The sequence below is a fragment of the Microvirga vignae genome, from assembly GCF_001017175.1.
Classification (GTDB): Bacteria; Pseudomonadota; Alphaproteobacteria; order Rhizobiales; family Beijerinckiaceae; genus Microvirga; species Microvirga vignae.
Genome location: NZ_LCYG01000055.1, coordinates 13,600 through 29,565 on the forward strand (window position 1 = coordinate 13,600; position 15,966 = coordinate 29,565).

General features: G+C 62.9%; 28 protein-coding genes. 24 read left to right on the forward strand and 4 right to left on the reverse strand.

Annotated elements, in window-relative coordinates; all coding sequences use genetic code 11:
• Positions 1 to 243: 243 nt before the first annotated feature.
• Positions 244 to 426 (reverse strand): hypothetical protein, encoded by a 183-nt coding sequence (locus AA309_RS20030; protein ID WP_047190794.1) that lies wholly within the window; start codon positions 424 to 426, stop codon positions 244 to 246.
• 92 nt (positions 427 to 518) lie between these two features.
• On the opposite strand from AA309_RS20030, the gene AA309_RS20035 reads away from it, so the two are divergent.
• From AA309_RS20035 to AA309_RS20125, 20 genes are all read left to right on the forward strand, one after another.
• A complete protein-coding gene (locus AA309_RS20035) occupies positions 519 to 1,016 on the forward strand; it encodes a hypothetical protein (protein ID WP_047190795.1) in 498 nt (165 codons plus the stop codon).
• A complete protein-coding gene (locus tag AA309_RS20040) occupies positions 1,013 to 1,594 on the forward strand; it encodes a GIY-YIG nuclease family protein (protein WP_047190796.1) in 582 nt (193 codons plus the stop codon). The genes AA309_RS20035 and AA309_RS20040 overlap by 4 nt, the downstream gene beginning before the upstream one ends.
• Positions 1,594 to 1,953 (forward strand): hypothetical protein, encoded by a 360-nt coding sequence (locus AA309_RS20045; protein ID WP_047190797.1) that lies wholly within the window; start codon positions 1,594 to 1,596, stop codon positions 1,951 to 1,953. The genes AA309_RS20040 and AA309_RS20045 overlap by 1 nt, the downstream gene beginning before the upstream one ends.
• Positions 1,954 to 1,955: 2 nt before the next feature.
• Positions 1,956 to 2,783, forward strand: a complete 828-nt coding sequence (locus AA309_RS20050) for a helix-turn-helix domain-containing protein (RefSeq protein WP_047190798.1) — start codon at positions 1,956 to 1,958, stop codon at positions 2,781 to 2,783.
• Complete coding sequence (locus AA309_RS20055; protein WP_047190868.1) at positions 2,780 to 3,031, forward strand: LexA family protein; 252 nt, start codon at positions 2,780 to 2,782, stop codon at positions 3,029 to 3,031. Before AA309_RS20050 ends, AA309_RS20055 begins: the two co-directional genes overlap by 4 nt.
• Positions 3,028 to 3,393, forward strand: coding sequence for a VRR-NUC domain-containing protein (locus AA309_RS20060; RefSeq protein WP_047190799.1), 366 nt, complete (start codon positions 3,028 to 3,030; stop codon positions 3,391 to 3,393). The genes AA309_RS20055 and AA309_RS20060 overlap by 4 nt, the downstream gene beginning before the upstream one ends.
• Positions 3,390 to 4,004, forward strand: coding sequence for an MT-A70 family methyltransferase (locus AA309_RS20065; protein WP_047190800.1), 615 nt, complete (start codon positions 3,390 to 3,392; stop codon positions 4,002 to 4,004). The genes AA309_RS20060 and AA309_RS20065 overlap by 4 nt, the downstream gene beginning before the upstream one ends.
• Entirely contained in the window at positions 4,001 to 4,825 is an 825-nt protein-coding gene (locus tag AA309_RS20070; RefSeq protein WP_047190801.1) for a hypothetical protein, read from the forward strand. The genes AA309_RS20065 and AA309_RS20070 overlap by 4 nt, the downstream gene beginning before the upstream one ends.
• The gene (locus AA309_RS20075; protein WP_047190802.1) at positions 4,822 to 6,057 is read left to right on the forward strand and encodes a phosphoadenosine phosphosulfate reductase domain-containing protein; all 1,236 of its coding nucleotides are present in this window, start codon (positions 4,822 to 4,824) and stop codon (positions 6,055 to 6,057) included. Before AA309_RS20070 ends, AA309_RS20075 begins: the two co-directional genes overlap by 4 nt.
• Positions 6,054 to 7,046, forward strand: coding sequence for a hypothetical protein (locus tag AA309_RS32270; RefSeq protein ID WP_052954870.1), 993 nt, complete (start codon positions 6,054 to 6,056; stop codon positions 7,044 to 7,046). The genes AA309_RS20075 and AA309_RS32270 overlap by 4 nt, the downstream gene beginning before the upstream one ends.
• Positions 7,047 to 7,069: 23 nt before the next feature.
• Positions 7,070 to 7,567 (forward strand): single-stranded DNA-binding protein, encoded by a 498-nt coding sequence (gene ssb, locus AA309_RS20085; protein ID WP_047190803.1) that lies wholly within the window; start codon positions 7,070 to 7,072, stop codon positions 7,565 to 7,567.
• Between the two features lie 100 nt (positions 7,568 to 7,667).
• A complete protein-coding gene (locus AA309_RS20090) occupies positions 7,668 to 8,051 on the forward strand; it encodes a hypothetical protein (protein WP_047190804.1) in 384 nt (127 codons plus the stop codon).
• 1 nt (position 8,052) lies between these two features.
• Positions 8,053 to 8,214, forward strand: coding sequence for a hypothetical protein (locus AA309_RS35355; RefSeq protein WP_160310509.1), 162 nt, complete (start codon positions 8,053 to 8,055; stop codon positions 8,212 to 8,214).
• On the forward strand, positions 8,214 to 8,699 hold the full coding sequence (locus AA309_RS20095; protein ID WP_047190805.1) for a sigma-70 family RNA polymerase sigma factor: 486 nt from the start codon (positions 8,214 to 8,216) through the stop codon (positions 8,697 to 8,699). Before AA309_RS35355 ends, AA309_RS20095 begins: the two co-directional genes overlap by 1 nt.
• Complete coding sequence (locus tag AA309_RS20100; protein ID WP_047190806.1) at positions 8,699 to 9,412, forward strand: hypothetical protein; 714 nt, start codon at positions 8,699 to 8,701, stop codon at positions 9,410 to 9,412. The genes AA309_RS20095 and AA309_RS20100 overlap by 1 nt, the downstream gene beginning before the upstream one ends.
• A gap of 15 nt (positions 9,413 to 9,427) precedes the next feature.
• Positions 9,428 to 9,631 (forward strand): hypothetical protein, encoded by a 204-nt coding sequence (locus AA309_RS20105; protein WP_047190807.1) that lies wholly within the window; start codon positions 9,428 to 9,430, stop codon positions 9,629 to 9,631.
• A 199-nt stretch (positions 9,632 to 9,830) separates the two neighbouring features.
• Positions 9,831 to 9,977 (forward strand): hypothetical protein, encoded by a 147-nt coding sequence (locus tag AA309_RS35360; RefSeq protein WP_160310510.1) that lies wholly within the window; start codon positions 9,831 to 9,833, stop codon positions 9,975 to 9,977.
• A gap of 503 nt (positions 9,978 to 10,480) precedes the next feature.
• Positions 10,481 to 10,717 (forward strand): hypothetical protein, encoded by a 237-nt coding sequence (locus AA309_RS20115; RefSeq protein WP_052954871.1) that lies wholly within the window; start codon positions 10,481 to 10,483, stop codon positions 10,715 to 10,717.
• 75 nt (positions 10,718 to 10,792) lie between these two features.
• Positions 10,793 to 11,080 carry a hypothetical protein gene (locus AA309_RS20120; RefSeq protein WP_052954872.1) on the forward strand — a complete coding sequence of 96 codons (288 nt, stop codon included), beginning with the start codon at positions 10,793 to 10,795 and terminating at the stop codon, positions 11,078 to 11,080.
• Positions 11,077 to 11,283, forward strand: coding sequence for a hypothetical protein (locus AA309_RS20125; protein WP_047190809.1), 207 nt, complete (start codon positions 11,077 to 11,079; stop codon positions 11,281 to 11,283). The genes AA309_RS20120 and AA309_RS20125 overlap by 4 nt, the downstream gene beginning before the upstream one ends.
• Here AA309_RS20125 and AA309_RS20130 read toward each other — a convergent pair.
• The 3 genes from AA309_RS20130 to AA309_RS20140 are packed head-to-tail and all read right to left on the reverse strand — an operon-like array spanning position 11,277 to position 12,140.
• Positions 11,277 to 11,633, reverse strand: a complete 357-nt coding sequence (locus tag AA309_RS20130; RefSeq protein WP_047190810.1) for a GapR family DNA-binding domain-containing protein — start codon at positions 11,631 to 11,633, stop codon at positions 11,277 to 11,279. The genes AA309_RS20125 and AA309_RS20130 overlap by 7 nt on opposite strands.
• Positions 11,634 to 11,644: 11 nt before the next feature.
• Positions 11,645 to 11,908, reverse strand: a complete 264-nt coding sequence (locus AA309_RS20135; RefSeq protein WP_047190811.1) for a BrnA antitoxin family protein — start codon at positions 11,906 to 11,908, stop codon at positions 11,645 to 11,647.
• The gene (locus AA309_RS20140; protein ID WP_047190812.1) at positions 11,868 to 12,140 is read right to left on the reverse strand and encodes a BrnT family toxin; all 273 of its coding nucleotides are present in this window, start codon (positions 12,138 to 12,140) and stop codon (positions 11,868 to 11,870) included. Before AA309_RS20140 ends, AA309_RS20135 begins: the two co-directional genes overlap by 41 nt.
• Before the next feature lie 316 nt (positions 12,141 to 12,456).
• On the opposite strand from AA309_RS20140, the gene AA309_RS20145 reads away from it, so the two are divergent.
• The 4 genes from AA309_RS20145 (at position 12,457) to AA309_RS20160 (ending at position 15,958) form a co-directional block, all read left to right on the forward strand.
• On the forward strand, positions 12,457 to 12,672 hold the full coding sequence (locus tag AA309_RS20145; RefSeq protein ID WP_047190813.1) for a hypothetical protein: 216 nt from the start codon (positions 12,457 to 12,459) through the stop codon (positions 12,670 to 12,672).
• Between the two features lie 15 nt (positions 12,673 to 12,687).
• The gene (locus AA309_RS34495) at positions 12,688 to 12,891 is read left to right on the forward strand and encodes a hypothetical protein (RefSeq protein WP_150117665.1); all 204 of its coding nucleotides are present in this window, start codon (positions 12,688 to 12,690) and stop codon (positions 12,889 to 12,891) included.
• A 504-nt stretch (positions 12,892 to 13,395) separates the two neighbouring features.
• Positions 13,396 to 13,947, forward strand: coding sequence for a terminase small subunit (locus AA309_RS32275; protein ID WP_052954873.1), 552 nt, complete (start codon positions 13,396 to 13,398; stop codon positions 13,945 to 13,947).
• A complete protein-coding gene (locus tag AA309_RS20160) occupies positions 13,916 to 15,958 on the forward strand; it encodes a phage terminase large subunit family protein (protein WP_084731442.1) in 2,043 nt (680 codons plus the stop codon). The genes AA309_RS32275 and AA309_RS20160 overlap by 32 nt, the downstream gene beginning before the upstream one ends.
• Positions 15,959 to 15,966: the final 8 nt, after the last annotated feature.

A 15,966-nucleotide genomic window follows, 5' to 3' on the forward strand; every position in this document is an offset into this window, starting at 1 on the left:
CCTTGCTCCTATCAAAGCACACTCCTGCTACAATTCGTATTACTCTTATGAGCTATCGTAACCATTTGGAGTTACGAAGATGAGATACAGTTCTTTCTCCGATCGTCGTGAGAATAGACGGCGCAAAGTACGTTACCGCCTGACCGCATCGGGCGAGTTTTACTTCCTTACACAGGATGGATGGCTACTTGTTCGGAGGGCGAAGTGAGCCCGTTGCTGTTTTCACGTTCCTCCCCCATCGGCCTAATGCCCCCTGCCGATGGCACCTGCGCGGGCGACCTCTTCAAAGGACTGAGTGTCGCCCGCGCCTTTCTTCTTCTTTCCACCCTTCGGCAAAAGCTGCTTCAGCACCTTCAGAACATGGGCGCGCACCTCTCTGTTCTTCGCGCCCTTGCTCCCCCGCTTGCTGTCTTTGCCGTCACCCATCGTACCAGCCCCTTCTCCATGCCTACCGTTATCGGCGGGTCGGATGGGAATTTCATCTTCAATCGTAACCAGAACATCAATGGAACTCTGGCATGACCCAAGAACGCGGTCGCACCCTTCCTTTCTCGGGCTTCAAAGCCGCGTGGCGGATGCTTCTCGACACCCTTGGCGGGGTCTCGGCTGTCGAACGGGCAGGCATCACTCGTGGCAGCGCATCGCTCCTGTCTCGATATGGCCAGGTGCATGAGAGCGCCTTCACGCCGGTCGATATCATGTACGAGATCGAGAAGGCTGTTGTGGAGGCTGGTGGGCGTCCCGAGTTCCTCTTTGCCTATGCCGACGCTCTCGGGTTTGCCGTCGCTCCAAAGGCAGCACTCGAGAACCCTATGCCGGTTCTCGACCATGCCGCCGTCGAGGCTATCGGGGCACTTGGCCGGGTCGCCTCTGCTTTCCATGAAGCTGCCCGCGATGGCGTGATCACGCCGAGAGAGGCTGAAGGCCTCGCAACAATCGGCTCGCGTGCTGAAGCCGAGATCCACGAGTTCACCGAAGCTGCGAAGGCCCGTGCCGCGAAAGGCGGTGCACGATGATCGAGATCGAACGCAGGCAGGAGCTGGATACTCTCTCAGCCAGTATTGAGGCACCATACAACCGCATTGCCTACTGCGCGAACCGGATCGGTGACATTCGCAAGTACGGAGTTCACGGCGGGAAGATCATAGATGCCGCTAGCAAGCTTCTTGGCTGGGCCCGAGCTCTGACACGTACCCGTATGATGATGATTGAGGAGCGGGGTCTTTGGGGCGCCGCTGCATTCCTCGAGTCCGTGTATGGGCACGACGAACTGTTCAGGGTTTCGTCGTTGGACAGGAGGCTGCTGGGCTGGGTCTACGTTGCCCGTCTGAGGGATGACCGAGACGTCCTGAAGGTTGGATTCTCGCGCAACCCAGAGGCCCGCATCGAGAAGCTTTCTCAGGAGTATGGGGTTCGTCTGGAACTGGTTTCGACAACTCCTGGAACCATGCTCGACGAATTTGCCGACCACTGTAGCCGCGGGCCCAGCGGCATTCTCGGGGAATGGTTCTTCGCGCCCGGGATCAAAGGGCGAACCATCCCCGATTTCCTTCTTTCACGAGCTTGGCCCACAAGGATTGGGAGTGCCGCCTGATGCACATCACCCCAGAACGCGCCCGTAGTATCGCTGACAGTATCGACGCCTACGACGCTGATATCGAGCTTCATCAAGCGGGCAAGAGAGAAACCTATGCCGATCTCCGGACGGAGCTTGAGTCGCTCGGCCTGGACCGTGCCACTGTGTCTCTTGAGATCGCCGCGCTGAAGGCGGCAATCGCCATGCGCCGCAAGCGCCGCGCCGACCCGGAGAAGGTCGACGAGAAGGACGCCGTGACGTCGGATTACTTCGAGGCAATCGACGTCCTCGCGCGTGAGCGCGTGGCGCGCGTACGCGAGAAGCCGGTGGTTGAGGGCATGACTGAGCTGCAGCGCCGCTATGGGATGGGAGCCTGATCATGGCCGTGCCTTTCCCGGAGCCCGTCACACGCGAGCAGATGCAGACCAACCGTCGGCACCTGGACGCAGTGTTTTTCCCTCAGCGCGGTCGCGTGAAGAACCTCTTGCCTGAACCGGACGAGGTGATTGAGCCTGAGCCCGATCAGGAGCCGGACGAGAGGCCGGAACCGACCCGACCCGTCCCGAGCGAGAGCGAGGCGCAAATCCTCGACGCGGTCGCCACCCGGGCCGAGATCACAGTCGAGGACCTGCTCAACAGCCTGTCGAAGCCGGCCGCTCTGGCGCGTCAGGTAGCGGCCGTGGTCCTCACCCGCTCCCTCACATCCGACCCCACCCATGCGGCTATGATCTGCGGGCTGACCTTCGGCGCCGCCAGCCGGGCGTTGCAGGAGTTCGACCCACTTCTGAGCGCGCAGGCTCTGCCGATTATCAACGACCCTCTCGCCTGCGTCTCTCCGCTCTGGAACCATGCGGTTGTCAGCCTCCAGGATCGTCGGACGGCGACCCTTGCGGAATGCCTCATGGCTGCCTCGCGTGCCTCTGGCGTCTCCCTCCACGACATGAAGACGGAGCGGCGCACGCAATCGCACGTTCGGGCCCGTCAGATCGCCATGTGGCTCGCCACGCAGTTCACTCTCATGTCTCTGCCTTCCATCGGCCGGAACCTCGGCGGACGGGATCATACGACTGTGCTGCACGGCTCGCGGGTCGTTGCCAAGATGGCCGCCACGATCACGCCTAGTGACCACTGGGGCCTTCAAGAATGGGCTGATGCCATCTGGGCTGCCGAATGGCGCCCCAGCAATGGGAAGGGGTTCAGAGCATGATCACTGGCCTCACCCGCAAGCAGAATGAGCTTTTCCGGTTCATCGCTGGATACATGGATCGCCATGGCATTGCGCCATCCCTGGATGAGATGACAGAGGCCCTGGACCTCAGCTCCAAGAGCTGCACGCACCGACTCCTGGTGTGCCTTCAGGAGCGGGGTTGGATCCGGCGGGAGAAGAACCTGGCACGCGCTCTCATCATCGAGGATGCGGCAAGGGCGCGTCTGCGCCAGGCAGGTGCCGCATGAAGAGCCAGCGCAAGCGCCGCGTCATCATCCGCGAGACGAAGATCCAAGCTGCCGTAGTTGAGCACTGGCGAAAGCTGGGGCTCCCCGACACGCTAGTGGCTGCGATCCCAAACCAGTATGCCTTCGGGCAGGCTGGCCTCACCAAGGGCGTGTTCGATCTGTTGGTGCTCGGCGGCGATGTCGGCATCGGCCTCATCGAGCTCAAGGCGGATGACGGAACGCTCAGCGATGAGCAGAAGGAGTTCCGCCGGCTCCTGATCATCAACGGGATCTCCTACGCCATTACCTACGGCCGTGATGAGCCGATCACGGTACTTGAGGGCTGGGGTGTCGTGCGTAAGCAGGTGAGGGCGGCGGCATGACATACCCGTTCTCCGATCTGCCACAGCGGCACTTCAAGCTCATCATGGCTGACCCTGCTACGCGATTTGCCGCAGGAACGAAGGGCCGCCCACAACACTACCCGCGTATGTCGGATCATGAGATTGCCGCACTTCCCGTTGGCGATCTCGCGCACCCTGACGGCTGCTGGCTGCTGCTGTGGGTGACCTCTCCCAAGCTCTATCGCCCCAAAGGCGCACGCACCAAGCTTTCGCCGCAGGAGATCGCTGCGGCTTGGGGCTTCCGGTATTCAGGCCGCGCTTTCGTCTGGGTCAAAACGGAGCGCGCTGAGTGCGATCCTCTGGTTGTATTCCCCAGGGGCGGTCTGTTCATGGGACAGGGCTACACGACCCGCAAGAACGCGGAGGATTGCTTACTTTTCCGCAAGGGCTCGCCGAAACGGAAATCAGCCTCTGTCCACGAAGTCATTCTCTCGCCTGTTCGAGAGCATTCCCGCAAGCCGGACGAGGCTTATCGGCGCGCCATGCAATATGCGGACGGTCCTCATCTTGAGCTGTTCTCCCGCGAGTCTCGTGCCGGGTGGACCACGTGGGGCAACGAGGCCACCAAGTTTGATGAGGCAGCAGCATGACTATAACCGCTACCGATATCTGTCATGCCCTCATGAAGCATTACGCGCCGCCATCGCATCGCGTGTTCTTCGAGGTGTCGAACGACACAGGAGCTAAGGCCAGACGCTGGATTGATGCCGTTGCCGTGGGGATCTGGCCTTCCACCGGTCATGAGATTATCGGCATCGAGATCAAGGTCTCTCGCGGGGACTGGAAACGCGAACTCGCCATGCCTGAGAAGGCGCAGAGCCTCATGCGCTTCTGCACAAGGTGGTACCTGGCGTGTCCTGAAGGCCTCGTGAAGCCCGACGAGCTACCGGCGACCTGGGGCATGCTCATTTACCGGGACGATGGGACGATCAAGAACAAGGTCCAGGCCAAGCGGCTCGATCCTGAGCCTCTGACGCCAGGCTTCATGATGGCCGTACTGCGCAATGCCTCGGCGGTGGATATGGAGCTTGTGTCTCGCCTCGTCGCGGATCAGGTGAAAGAGAAGCGGGCCTCCTTTGAACGGGAGGTCGAGCGGGCCGTCGAGCGGCGTATCCAGGATGTGTCGTCGAACCAGAAGCGCGCCCTCGAGATCGCCGAGAAGCTGAAGGCCATCACCGGGGAAGATCTGCTTCGTTGGGGATTCGATGATCAGGCTCTCGCTGCGGCGTACCTGTTCATGAAAGCTTCGCGCGTGCACAGCGTACAGGGATTTGGTCCAAGCGACCTGCCGGGTGTGATCGATGCCCTAGGCCGGGCGCAGGAGACGCTGACGAAGATCTTCAATCAGCCTCTGTTTCAGGAACTGCGTGCCGCAGTCGAACGCGCGCCAAAGGCGGGGAGGGCGGCATGAGCGCTTTTCATCAGCAGAATTTCTTCCAGGGTGGGCAGAGGCTCGTTTATGACGAGGCGATCGATCTGACCCTGCAATCTCTCCAGGCGTATGGCCCACAACACGACCATTGGGCAGTGGCTTGGTCCGGCGGGAAGGATTCTACCGCGACCCTGACGCTCCTCGTTCACCTGATCGAGGTTGGCCGCCTACCAAAGCCCAAGACGCTGTCAGTGTTCTATGCGGACACTCGCCAGGAGCTGCCACCGCTGGCTGCTGCAGCTGGTGAGGTCATGGAGGGGCTGAAGCGCCGCGGGAATTGGATACGAACCGAAGTCGTCAGGGCGCCCCTCGACAAGCGGTTCTTGGTTTACATCCTCGGCCGAGGTGTCCCGCCTCCGAACAACAACACGCTGCGCTGGTGCACTCGCCAGATCAAAGTCGATCCGATGGCAGCCGCTGTCGAGAGAGCCCTGGCCGATCTGCCGGGAAATGAGCAGGTGCTCATGATCACGGGCGTGCGTCAGGGAGAAAGTGCAATCCGTGATCGCCGCATTGAGATGAGCTGCGGTAAGGATGGAGCGGAATGTGGCCAGGGCTGGTATCAGAAGACCCTCCCAGAGGCTAAGGGCATTCGCGGCAGGATTGCGACCCTTGCTCCACTCCTGCACTGGCGGGTTTGCAACGTCTGGGATTGGCTGAAGATCTATGCCCCGATGCCGGAGTATGGCGGCTGGGCCACGCGAGTGGTTGCAGATGCCTATGGAGGTAATGAGGCCGAGGAGATCAACGCCCGCACCGGGTGTATCGGCTGCCCGCTCGCGAGCGAGGAGAAGGCCCTCAATACCATCCTGCTCAATCCGGACTGGCAGTACCTATCACCACTTCTTGGTCTCAAGCAGATCTATCGTGAATTGCGCGAGCCGCGGCACCGCCTTCGCAAGGCTGGAGCGGAGACGCTGAAGAATGGCTCTATCGCTAAGAACCCTCAGCGAATGGGCCCGCTTACTTTCGAAGCGCGCCTTATGGGGCTCTCGCGTGTGCTGGAGATACAGGCGGCCTGCAATGAAGCGGCAGACCGGCTCGGCCGGCCGCGCATCGATATCCTGAATGCGGAGGAAGAGGCTCGCATTCGCGAGCTGATTGATCTCGGCACTTGGCCCAATGGCTGGGACGGCGATGAGCCGAATGCCGCTGATCCTCTCGAGTATCTCGTTTATGGGGACGGCTCTATGCAGCTGATGATGACATGATTATCCGTCGTCGCCGCACCCGCAACTTCACCACGATCGACAACGGGGTCTTTGACGACCAAGAGCTGTCTCCTGAGGCTTTGGGCGTGCTGTCCTACCTGCTCAGTCGCCCGAACAACTGGGAGGTTCAGCCAGATCATCTGCGTTCCCGCTTCGATATTGGCCGCGACAAGCTCCAGAAGATCATGCGTCTCTTGCGTGAGCGAGGCTATGCCCGGATCGAGTATGAACACGACAAGGCAACCGGCACGTTCCGCAACTGCGGCTATGTGATCTGTGATGAACCGGTCATGATCAAGACGGTTCAGCCCGTTGGGGAAGTGGCTTCTGATGCTGTCGCTGAGGCTATCGAAACGGCCGATTTGACGAACGAAAGCGACGTTCACCGTGTGCCTGAAAACCCGGCTCACGGTGAAACCGTCAGCCGGGAAAACCGTCTCACGGTAAAACCGTCTGCCGGTAAATCCGGCTCGAAAGAAGAAACAAAGACTGAAATTAAACAAAACCCCCATACCCCCAAGGGGGATTTGGGCGAGGGATCTTCGATCGATTTGGAAGAGATCCCCTCCAAGACTGCCAGCGCTCGCTTTGAGCGCCTCCGGGAGGCATGGCCAGCAGATCCGACGATCAACTGGGAGCGCGTCGAGAGTGGCTTCTACCGCATGCCGGTCGAGGACCAGGAGAACGCCTCCAAGATCGCCAAGCGGTATGTCGAATTCTGCCGACGTGAAGGGCGCAAGCTGAAGGCTCCGCAGAACTGGCTGCGCGATAAAGGCTGGGCTGGCTTCCTCGAGGAAGAGCGCAAGGCTTCTGCCGCTGTCGAGCGCGGCCGCACGATGGTCTGGGTCATGGAAGGTACTCGGGCCTGGGACGCCTGGCGCGGATGGTACGAGGCCAAGGGCAAGGTGCCGAAGGTTGCCATGCAGGTGAAGGCCGAGAAGGGCTTCGGCAACTACTTCCCGACGCTGTTTCCGTCGGCGGCTGAGTGACAATCGAAGGAAGGTTTGAGGTAATGGCAGGCAGTGTGAACAAAGTAATTCTGGTGGGCAATCTGGGACGTGATCCCGAGGTACGCCACACCAACGACGGCAGGAAGGTCGTGAGCTTCCGTATGGCGACTTCCGAGACGTGGAAGGACAAGGCCACCGGCGAGCGCAAGGAAAAGACCGAGTGGCACTCGGTGGTGATCTTCAACGAGAACCTGGCGCGCGTGGCCGAGCAGTACCTGAAGAAGGGATCGAAGGTTTACGTCGAGGGGAAACTCAAGACGCGCAAATGGGAAGATCAATCAGGCACAGAGCGGTACACGACCGAGGTGGCGCTCGAGCAGTTCCGCGGTGAGCTCACGTTGCTCGATGGCGCCGAGCGCAGAGCACCCAGTGAGGACGATTACGGGGAGACGCGCACGCGCTCTCAGGATTACGGCGCAGCCAAGAGCGGCACGGTCCAGCGCGGCGGCAGTCTCGGCGTCTCACGCAATCATGATCTCGACGACGACATCCCGTTCTAGGAGCAAGCGTGTCGAACCTCCCCAGCTTCGCCCTGTCTGCCAATCCCGGTAGCGTTCACTACTTCCGCTCACCCATCATCATCGAAGTCCTGATCCGCCCATGACCGCTCCCACGAATGCCGGCGCTGGAGCGCCGAAGTCCACCCGCCGCGAGCTCGCCCACCGGATTGCAGAGCTGACCGGGGAGGGCATGTGCGCCCGCGAGATCGCCCTAGCCCTCGGTATGAGTCGTCAGCGCGTCATGAAGATCGCGGCGCAGTACGGTGTCCGCCTACAGCCGCGTGGTGGCTCGCGGCGGATCAGCGGTCAGTTCAGCGGCCGCGATTTCGCGGTCCTGCAGGCCTTGGCCGCACAGGCCGGGTGCAGCCCTGGCGCCATGCTGGTGCGCGTGGCGCGGATCACTCTTGAGGAAGGGCAGGCGGTCGCAGCCCGCAAGCTCGGGCGCGATGCGCTGCCCCGGCGCCGCTATACCCGGAGGGGCTGATATGCGCACCCTCTGTTCTCCGCTCGCCTTGGCCCTCTGCGTCGGCTTGGCCTTTCTGTTCTACGGCCGTGATGGCGCCTGGGGCGCTGTCCTGGGCTGGGCACTCTACCCGGCCTGCAGGGGCATTCTCATGGCCGCCCTGGCGCAGATCAGGGGGCGCTGATGACCGCGCGCCCGGCTTCCTTCGATGCCGAGGTCCTGGCAGCCCGCCAAGTGCTGATGGGCACCGCCATGAAGCTCACCAGCAGCAAGGTCGCGGCCGAGGACCTGGTGCAGGACACTATCGAGCGGGCTCTTGCCAACTTCACCCTGTTCCACGGTGGCAACCTCCGGGGCTGGCTGGTCGTGGTGATGCGGAATCTCTACTTCGCCCAGCACAAGCGCGCCCGGCGCTGGGTGGAGGATCCTAACGGCGCCGCCGCGGCTTCGCTGATCCAGCCCCAGGAGCAGGAGGCGGTCGTCTACCTGGACGATGTCGTGCGGCGGATCGAGCACCTGCCGTTCCTTCAGCGGGAGGCCTTGCTGCTCGCTGTAGACGGTGTGTCCTACGACGAAATCGCCGACCGGGCAGGGGTGCCGGTCGGTACCATCAAGAGCCGCCTGGCGCGCGCCCGCGAGGCCCTCGATCCCGGTTCGAGGAGGACTTGATGGACGCGATCGAGACCCCGGCCTGGCATCCTCTCGACGGAGTGCCACCGCCTGAAGAAGTGCCGAGCACCTGGGATGCCGGCCACGTTGCCTTTCGCCTGACCCGGGCCTTTGAGGTCATGCGCGACCTGCCTGGTGGCACTGGTCCCTTGAGTGGGGGAGGGGCCACTTGGCCGGCCATGCTGCTCGAGTATGCGGGTGAGGTGGATGAGGACTATGTCCCACGCCCGCGCTGGCCGGCGTCCGTCATCTCCATGGCTGACGAGGCGCTCGCCTGGCCGATCGTGCACCTGACGGACGAACCCATGCGCGCTGATGCCGTGCTGGTGTGGGCGTTCTGCAAGGCCACCAAGCGCTCGATCGCGAAGTCCCTGCGCGGCCGGGTCGCCCGGGCTCGGGCGATTGCGTCGCGCATGCAGGACGGGGAGAACGGCCGCCGGTCCGAGCTGCGCGCCGCCCTGGCACGCCAAGTGGCGGCTTGGGCGAATGAGCGCCTAGTCGGTGTCACCGATCCCGAGCGTGTGGCCGCCATCAAGCACAACGCGCACATCCGTTTCGAGCGCGAGATCGCGGATCTGCATCCGGTGCAGATCGCGCCCCATCAGGCCATGCCGAGCCGGATTCTCTCGCGGGCCTCTCTCGATCGGTACCTGCCTTCCGCCCTTGAGATGCTCGCCGATCGCCTGGCGGCAGCTCGAGTCCCTGTCCGCTGAAAAAGGAGCCAGCCCATGGCCAGAACCGGCAATTACGTCTACCGCCCCTACAAGCGCAGGGCGCTCACGGCCCAGGACTGCTCGATCGTGGCCCGGGACGACTTGGCGCCGAAGGAGACCAGCCTTCTGCCGCTGCCCAGCGGCTATGGCGATGTGAAGCTCACCTATTGCGCCGGCAGCCGGATGGCCAGCGGCCAAGTCGTGAGTGTGCGGCGATGACCCGCGGCTACCAGCCCCAGCCCCAGCGAGGGCCGCGGCCGACGCCACCAGGCCGGGCGCTCTCCTACGCCTGGTTTGCGGCGCGGTATCGCTTCTACCGCGATCGCGGCGAGCTGCGCTTGGCGCAGCACTACGGCGATCTGTGCGGACTGCCTGTGAGCCCGACCGGGCCCAAGATCCCCCTCAAGAGGAAAGAGCCATGACCCGCGTTGCGTATGCGCTGCTCGGCGCTTCCGTTCTCGCCTGCGCGATTGATCTCAAAGAGGGCGGGCTGACCTGGCTCGGCATTGGTGCCCTGGTCGCCTCCCTGCTCACGGTCCTGCTCGTTGAGGGCACGCCAGAATGAGGTGGTACTTCGCAATCAGGCGCGGGCCTACGATCTGGTACGAGCTCGCCAAGCGGGAGCCGTTCGTCAACGGCTGACCGTTCGCGGCAGTGCCGCAAAACAGACCTTGAGGCGGTTTTTTGCTGTCTCGGGGGCTATTTTTCTGAGGCCTTTGTCATGGCCCTATGGGCCCGTTGCGGCGCCTGGATTCTTGCGTGACAAACCCCCAGAAATTTCGAGCGTTTGGGAGTGGTGACATTCGGGCCGGTTTCGGGCATCCATCTCGCTATCGTCGCGAGGGTCATGTGAAAACGCTGACCCACTGAAATCGCAGCCGATACGCCTGCCGGGCCGCTCAGCTTGCTCTGCTCAGCTTGCCCCGCTCGCGTGTTGGGCGCAGCAGATACCTCCCTACGGCTCTGTTGCTCGACCACAAAGGCGGCGCGTCCGCCCGCGACGTACTTCTTCCCATGGCCAGGCCGTTCGATCGGCCCCTGGTGCCCTCTCGCCAAGTAGGAAAACCCATGTCCACAAAGACCCGCGCCAAGTTCTACTGCAGCCATATCGGTGCATCGAAGTTCCACAAGAGCACGCCTGAGCAGCAGGTTGTACGCCTCAATCCTGTGACGGGCGACACCGAAGAGAACAAGGCGTTCTTTCAGGCCACGCCGGGCGGCTCGATTGAGCTTCAGGTCGTGAAACCCGGACTCTTCGAGTTGGGCAAGGAATACTACGTCGACTTCACCCCAGCCGACGCCTGACGCGGGCCTGAATTCGGCGGCCTCGGGAACCCGCCTTGGGGCCGCCTTGTCGTTTCTCTCCTCGCAGGACCAGCTATGCCGAACTCTAAGCCCCCGGTGCTGATGAGCCCCGAGAACCCGACCGGCTGGAAGCTGGAGGAGTTGCTCGGTGCTCTGCAGCACGAAGTTCACAACAAGTGCGCCAGGATTGCGCGGGATGACCGCCCGGTGGCGAAGGCGGTTCTGCGGAACAACCACCGCATTATCGACCTCTTGCGCGTGGCCATGAGCCTCCAAGAGGAGAGCCTGGCGGCTCTTGCCTCGATCGCTCCGGACCCGGGCCCGCTGGGCAAACCGCGGATCGGCGAGGGAAGCGGCGCATGAGGGCCCTGGCCTTAGTTGCTTTGGCTCTCGCCCTCGCTGGATGCGAGGTGGAGTTCGATCGGGTGAGCGAGACCGGGGACGGCTGCACCGTCATGGTCGCCTATGCCGCCCGGTGCCAGGCGGCCGGGAAGGCAGCGATCTGCACGCACAAGCGGCCCGAGCTGCTGCGGCGCGTGACCCCGGAGTGCGTGGCCTCTCAGTAGGTGTCGCCTTTCGGAAGGCCGATCGCCGCGCGGTAAAGGTTCAGGACGATGCCGAATTCCTGGCGCGCGCGGCGCTCGCTTTCCGTTTCCAGGCTCTCGCGGGTGATGATCGCGAGAGCGTCCTTGTCGAAACCACAGCGCTTCGCCTCGGCATAGACGTCTTTCAGGTCGTCGCCTGCGGCCTGGAGATCCTTCTGCAGGTAGGTGACGTCCCGCCCTTGGCGGCGGGCGTCCCTGATGTCCGCCATGAGCCCCTTGCGCTCTTTCTCGAGCAGCTTGATCCGCTCCATGAATTGCCGGAGCTGGTCAGCGGCGGCGGCCCTGTCTCTCACGGCGTCGTTCTGCTGCATGGGGCGCTCCGCTACGCGGCCTTGGGTTTCTTGCCCAGCCCCTTGCGCAGGGCCTCGCTCATGCGCGTCTGCCATCCTGGCCCTGTGGCCTTGTAGGCCTCGAGCACGTCGGGATCGATGCGCAGCTTAACGGCCACCTTCGACTTGTCGGACTTGGGCCGCCCGCGTGCGACCTTGGCCTGTGCCATCTTCGCCTGCCATTCCGGCGTGGAGAGATCCGGGGCGTCATCCGGGTCAGTCCAGTCGGGGGCCGTAGAGTGCTTGTTCCCGGTCATTGGCTTTCCTCAGTGAAATGATGCGGCGAACCGCGCCGCGCGGTGTCCAAACCGTCACCACCATGCGCCCGTCGAGATACCCGACCGTGATGTATCGGGGCTCGCCGTAATCCTTGCGGTCATCCTCGACCGTCAGGGTCGCGCCTTCGAAGATCTCGCCCGCGCGAGCCATGTCGAGGCCCCGTTCTTCGAGGGTCACTTGGCGCTTCGGTGGGTCGTAATCAACTTTCATGCCTATTCTTGTACCCCCAGGAATGAGGCATAGCAATGCAATTCTTGGGGGTACGTGAAATAAGTTCTCAGCAGGCCGGAGGCCCTCTGGAGCGCGTGTGCGCTCCCATGCTCGCGTGGCAAGGGGGAGGATTACCGAAGGCCGACCATGCGAAGGCGTGCTGCCCTGAAGCCACGAAGGGGCCAGCAGAAGCGCGGGGCCAGCCAAACCCGCGCCGAGCCGTACCCGGGCAAAGTAGGCCGCTGTAAGCCCCCTGGCCGCAAATGGGGGAGGGTGCCTGGCGAGGCACCACAACCTTTTCTCCGGGGAGGGTTCGATGGCTCGCAAGCGGGTCTATGCCGTCGCGCGCATTCCGGTGTCCGACCTGATCGTCCTTGAGGATGGGCAGGTGCTGGAGCCGGTCGGCTGGCTCGACGGGGAGGATGACGAATGCGAGCCCGGTGACCCCGATGTCTGCTCTGTTGCGGTGCTGATCCGCGGCCGCGTGGCGATCGTCTGCCTTGAGGACATCGACCCCGTTTCCATCCACTGAGCCAGGACCAGGCCCATGCATGAAACCGTCACCGTCATCCCCGGCCGGCGCCTCGGCCTGGTGCTCGCCTGTGCCCTAGCCGCGCAGGCTGCCAGCCTCTCGCCGGCTATCCTCCCCGCCACTCCTGAAGTACCGCCCCCTCCCTATGCGCAGGATGGGGGCAATAACCGCCACGCACGTCGTCGCGCAGCCGCCCTTGCAAGAGGGGGGCGGGGGTAATGACCCCGGGGGATATGGTGGCGCCGCACCAAGCCTGGTCACGGTACGACACCTTGATGCGGGCCGCGGTGCGGGCGCGCAGCGCCGCGAGGCGCGATGACTTGGTGGCCGCTGCCAACGTTATCCTGGCGCAATGGTTCAGCCTGACCGAAGAGCTGCGTGCCCGTCGCAACGGAGCCGCATCGTGACCCGGCTGTTCTGCACCTCCTGTGGCTCAGCATTGGGGGAGGGGGAAGCATGCGGGTGCAATGCACGGCGCTCCCCCTCCCGGGACTGTGCCACGGTCAAGCGCCCACCTCGATCGCACCGACCGCGCTGCAGCATCGGTCAAGGCAAGAGGCAACGCCGACCCCGACCCTGACCGTGGCAAGTCAGCCGCATTGTTGCAGGACAGCAACACCCACCTCCCTGGCGGGGCCCCTGACCCCCCGTGGGGCTATAGCGGGTCGGGCGGAAGCTCGGTTCCCCACTCTCTGAGAAAATTTCCAATCGGAGTTTTTGTTTATGTCCGGGACAGGCGTGACAGGCCGGCTCGTGAACCGGGCAGACCTCGCTGCGCTATGGGGCACGAGCCTTCCGACGATTGATGCCTGGGTTCGCCAAGGCTGCCCGTTCGTCAAGCGGGGAAGTAAAGGCAAGGAGTGGCAGTTCGACACGGCGGCAGTCGCCGAGTGGCGCATCAGCCGAGCGGTCGAGGATGCCCTTTCCGATGTCCAGGATGAGGGCGGGCGGATGTCCCGCGAGGAAGCGGATCGGCGCCGTGCCGTAGCTGCGGCGATCTCGGCCGAAATCCAGGCCGACCGCGACCTCGGTACAGTGGTCGAAAAGAATGCTGCCGAAGCGGACACCGCAGCGTTCTGCATTGCTCTCAAAACCGCGCTGACCACCGCCGCCGCGAAGATCGCAGCCCGCGCGGCGCTCATTACGAGTGCCCCGGAAATTCAGGAGCTATGCGAGACAGAGCTGAACCGCGCGTTCAATGCGGCTCAGTCCGATCTCGTCTCTCAATGGTCGGATAGAGCCCATGACGACGACAGAGAGGATGAACAGCCATAGTACCGGTGATTACCGGCAGGGCCGCGCTGCCTATCGCAAGGCCGTTCTAGGGCTCTTCGATAGCGCTTTGAAGTTCCGCCCTCGAATGCGGGGATCGGAATGGGCGGAGCAGTACGGCTGGATCCCGAAGGGTACCGGCGCAGAAAGTGGCCCCGTCACCCTCTACGGCTACCAGCGCGGTCTGCTGGATGCCATGTGCGATCCGCGTATCCCGCTTGTCACCGTTCTGAAGGCGGCTCGCGTCGGCTATACCCGATGCGCTACGCTCGCCCTGGGCTATCACCTGCATCAGGATCCGACGCTGTGCGCCGTTGCGCAGCCGACGATCCCCGATGCGGAGGACTTCGGCGGCGCTGAGATTGCGCCGATGCTCCGCGAGACGCCTGTGCTCAAGAGCCTGCTGCGGCCCGTCCGAAAAGGCGAGAAGCCAGACAAGGCGACGTTCTACCAGCTCAACAACGGTGCGTCGGCGCGCGTTGTGGGTGCGGCCTCTGATGATGCGTTCCGGCGGTATTCCGCACGCTTTCAAGTGGCCGACGAAATCGACGGCGACGGCTGGACGCCAGGCGCCAAGAGCCAGGGTGACAAGCTCAAACTGTTCTGGACGCGCGGTGAAACCTTCTGGAACCGCAAGCAGATCAGGGGCTCGACGCCGCTCCTCGAGGAGACGTCGAGGATCTGGCGGCTCTGGCTGCAGAGCGATCAACGGCGCTACTTTGTGCCCTGTCCGCAGTGCCGTGAGATGCAGTATCTGCAATGGGGTGACCGCGATACCCCGTTCGGCATCAAATGGGACCTTGGGCAGGACGGCTCACTGAAGTCGGTCTGGTACGTAGGCACCTGTGGCTGCATCATCGATGAAGACCGTAAGGTCTGGATGGATGAGCGCGGCGATTGGCGCCCGACCGCCGATCCAAAGATACCCGGGCATGCTGGCTTCCATCTCTGGACTGGCATGAGCTTGAATCCGAATGCTGCTTGGCCAGTGATTGTGCAGGAGTGGCTTGAGGCTCAGGACGACCCAGCAAGCCTCGTCCAGCCGTTCCTCAACCTGCGCCTTGGTCGAACCTACAAGGCGACCTACGGCCAGGAGATCAAGAGCGGCCAATTCCTTGGTCGACAGGAAGTGTATGGGGCCGAGGTGCCGAACGGTGTTGAGTTCCTTACACTCGGCGGCGACGTTCAATCCGGTCACGCGAACCCACGCATTGAGGCGGCGGTCTATGGGTGGGGAAAGGGACTCGAGTGCTGGCTTATCGGTCACTTCGTTCTGCCTGGAGATCCGGCGCAAGGCGAAGTTTGGTCAGCGCTCGACACCCTACTGCAACGACAGTTCGCGCGTGCCGACGGAAAGATGCTCCGCATCCAGGCGGCGGCCATCGACTCCGGCGGCCACCACACTGCGGAAACGTACCAGTTCTGTAACGAACGTCGTCATCGTCGTGTGTGGGCGATCAAAGGTCGTGCCGAGACGAAGGGACAGCGCAGCAAGGTGTGGCCGCGTAAACCGTCATCGAAGCTCGGAAATGTCTGGCACATGATCGGCGGCAATGCCGCCCGCGATTGGGCCTATGGCAGTCTCGCAGTGGAGAAGCACGGGCCTCGTTACGTCCACTTCCCTGATGAACCTGCAGCTGGCTCGCGACCAATTGATGAAGAGTTCTTCACTCAGCTCACTCGCGAACGTCTCGTCGTGCGCAAGCAGGGGTTCACTGAATGGGTAAAGCCAAAAGCGGCGCATGAGGCCGGCGTCTGCTTTGTCTATGCCTATGCCGCGGTGTGTGGACTTCAGGCGATGAACAGTCGGTATGTGGCAATGGGTAAGGCTCCGAAACCTGCTGATGAGCTGGTGCCTTCTTCAGAGGGAACGACGCCGATCTCAGGTACTGATCGCGCTGCTCCAAGCACTACACCTGCGAAGCCTAGAAACCTAAATCAGGCGCGGCCTGAGGCTGCGCCGAAGACGCTGTTCAAACGGCAAGTCAAGCGCTCGTCCATCTTCCATCGCTAATACAAGGA

What these genes read in the sequence shown, in the direction of transcription:
- AA309_RS20030 (WP_047190794.1), bottom strand. Translation starts at nt 426, where the DNA reads ATGGGTGACGGCAAAGACAGCAAGCGGGGGAGCAAGGGCGCGAAGAAC.
- AA309_RS20035 (WP_047190795.1), top strand. Translation starts at nt 519, where the DNA reads ATGACCCAAGAACGCGGTCGCACCCTTCCTTTCTCGGGCTTCAAAGCC.
- AA309_RS20040 (WP_047190796.1), top strand. Translation starts at nt 1,013, where the DNA reads ATGATCGAGATCGAACGCAGGCAGGAGCTGGATACTCTCTCAGCCAGT.
- AA309_RS20045 (WP_047190797.1), top strand. Translation starts at nt 1,594, where the DNA reads ATGCACATCACCCCAGAACGCGCCCGTAGTATCGCTGACAGTATCGAC.
- AA309_RS20050 (WP_047190798.1), top strand. Translation starts at nt 1,956, where the DNA reads ATGGCCGTGCCTTTCCCGGAGCCCGTCACACGCGAGCAGATGCAGACC.
- AA309_RS20055 (WP_047190868.1), top strand. Translation starts at nt 2,780, where the DNA reads ATGATCACTGGCCTCACCCGCAAGCAGAATGAGCTTTTCCGGTTCATC.
- AA309_RS20060 (WP_047190799.1), top strand. Translation starts at nt 3,028, where the DNA reads ATGAAGAGCCAGCGCAAGCGCCGCGTCATCATCCGCGAGACGAAGATC.
- AA309_RS20065 (WP_047190800.1), top strand. Translation starts at nt 3,390, where the DNA reads ATGACATACCCGTTCTCCGATCTGCCACAGCGGCACTTCAAGCTCATC.
- AA309_RS20070 (WP_047190801.1), top strand. Translation starts at nt 4,001, where the DNA reads ATGACTATAACCGCTACCGATATCTGTCATGCCCTCATGAAGCATTAC.
- AA309_RS20075 (WP_047190802.1), top strand. Translation starts at nt 4,822, where the DNA reads ATGAGCGCTTTTCATCAGCAGAATTTCTTCCAGGGTGGGCAGAGGCTC.
- AA309_RS32270 (WP_052954870.1), top strand. Translation starts at nt 6,054, where the DNA reads ATGATTATCCGTCGTCGCCGCACCCGCAACTTCACCACGATCGACAAC.
- ssb (WP_047190803.1), top strand. Translation starts at nt 7,070, where the DNA reads ATGGCAGGCAGTGTGAACAAAGTAATTCTGGTGGGCAATCTGGGACGT.
- AA309_RS20090 (WP_047190804.1), top strand. Translation starts at nt 7,668, where the DNA reads ATGACCGCTCCCACGAATGCCGGCGCTGGAGCGCCGAAGTCCACCCGC.
- AA309_RS35355 (WP_160310509.1), top strand. Translation starts at nt 8,053, where the DNA reads ATGCGCACCCTCTGTTCTCCGCTCGCCTTGGCCCTCTGCGTCGGCTTG.
- AA309_RS20095 (WP_047190805.1), top strand. Translation starts at nt 8,214, where the DNA reads ATGACCGCGCGCCCGGCTTCCTTCGATGCCGAGGTCCTGGCAGCCCGC.
- AA309_RS20100 (WP_047190806.1), top strand. Translation starts at nt 8,699, where the DNA reads ATGGACGCGATCGAGACCCCGGCCTGGCATCCTCTCGACGGAGTGCCA.
- AA309_RS20105 (WP_047190807.1), top strand. Translation starts at nt 9,428, where the DNA reads ATGGCCAGAACCGGCAATTACGTCTACCGCCCCTACAAGCGCAGGGCG.
- AA309_RS35360 (WP_160310510.1), top strand. Translation starts at nt 9,831, where the DNA reads ATGACCCGCGTTGCGTATGCGCTGCTCGGCGCTTCCGTTCTCGCCTGC.
- AA309_RS20115 (WP_052954871.1), top strand. Translation starts at nt 10,481, where the DNA reads ATGTCCACAAAGACCCGCGCCAAGTTCTACTGCAGCCATATCGGTGCA.
- AA309_RS20120 (WP_052954872.1), top strand. Translation starts at nt 10,793, where the DNA reads ATGCCGAACTCTAAGCCCCCGGTGCTGATGAGCCCCGAGAACCCGACC.
- AA309_RS20125 (WP_047190809.1), top strand. Translation starts at nt 11,077, where the DNA reads ATGAGGGCCCTGGCCTTAGTTGCTTTGGCTCTCGCCCTCGCTGGATGC.
- AA309_RS20130 (WP_047190810.1), bottom strand. Translation starts at nt 11,633, where the DNA reads ATGCAGCAGAACGACGCCGTGAGAGACAGGGCCGCCGCCGCTGACCAG.
- AA309_RS20135 (WP_047190811.1), bottom strand. Translation starts at nt 11,908, where the DNA reads ATGACCGGGAACAAGCACTCTACGGCCCCCGACTGGACTGACCCGGAT.
- AA309_RS20140 (WP_047190812.1), bottom strand. Translation starts at nt 12,140, where the DNA reads ATGAAAGTTGATTACGACCCACCGAAGCGCCAAGTGACCCTCGAAGAA.
- AA309_RS20145 (WP_047190813.1), top strand. Translation starts at nt 12,457, where the DNA reads ATGGCTCGCAAGCGGGTCTATGCCGTCGCGCGCATTCCGGTGTCCGAC.
- AA309_RS34495 (WP_150117665.1), top strand. Translation starts at nt 12,688, where the DNA reads ATGCATGAAACCGTCACCGTCATCCCCGGCCGGCGCCTCGGCCTGGTG.
- AA309_RS32275 (WP_052954873.1), top strand. Translation starts at nt 13,396, where the DNA reads ATGTCCGGGACAGGCGTGACAGGCCGGCTCGTGAACCGGGCAGACCTC.
- AA309_RS20160 (WP_084731442.1), top strand. Translation starts at nt 13,916, where the DNA reads ATGACGACGACAGAGAGGATGAACAGCCATAGTACCGGTGATTACCGG.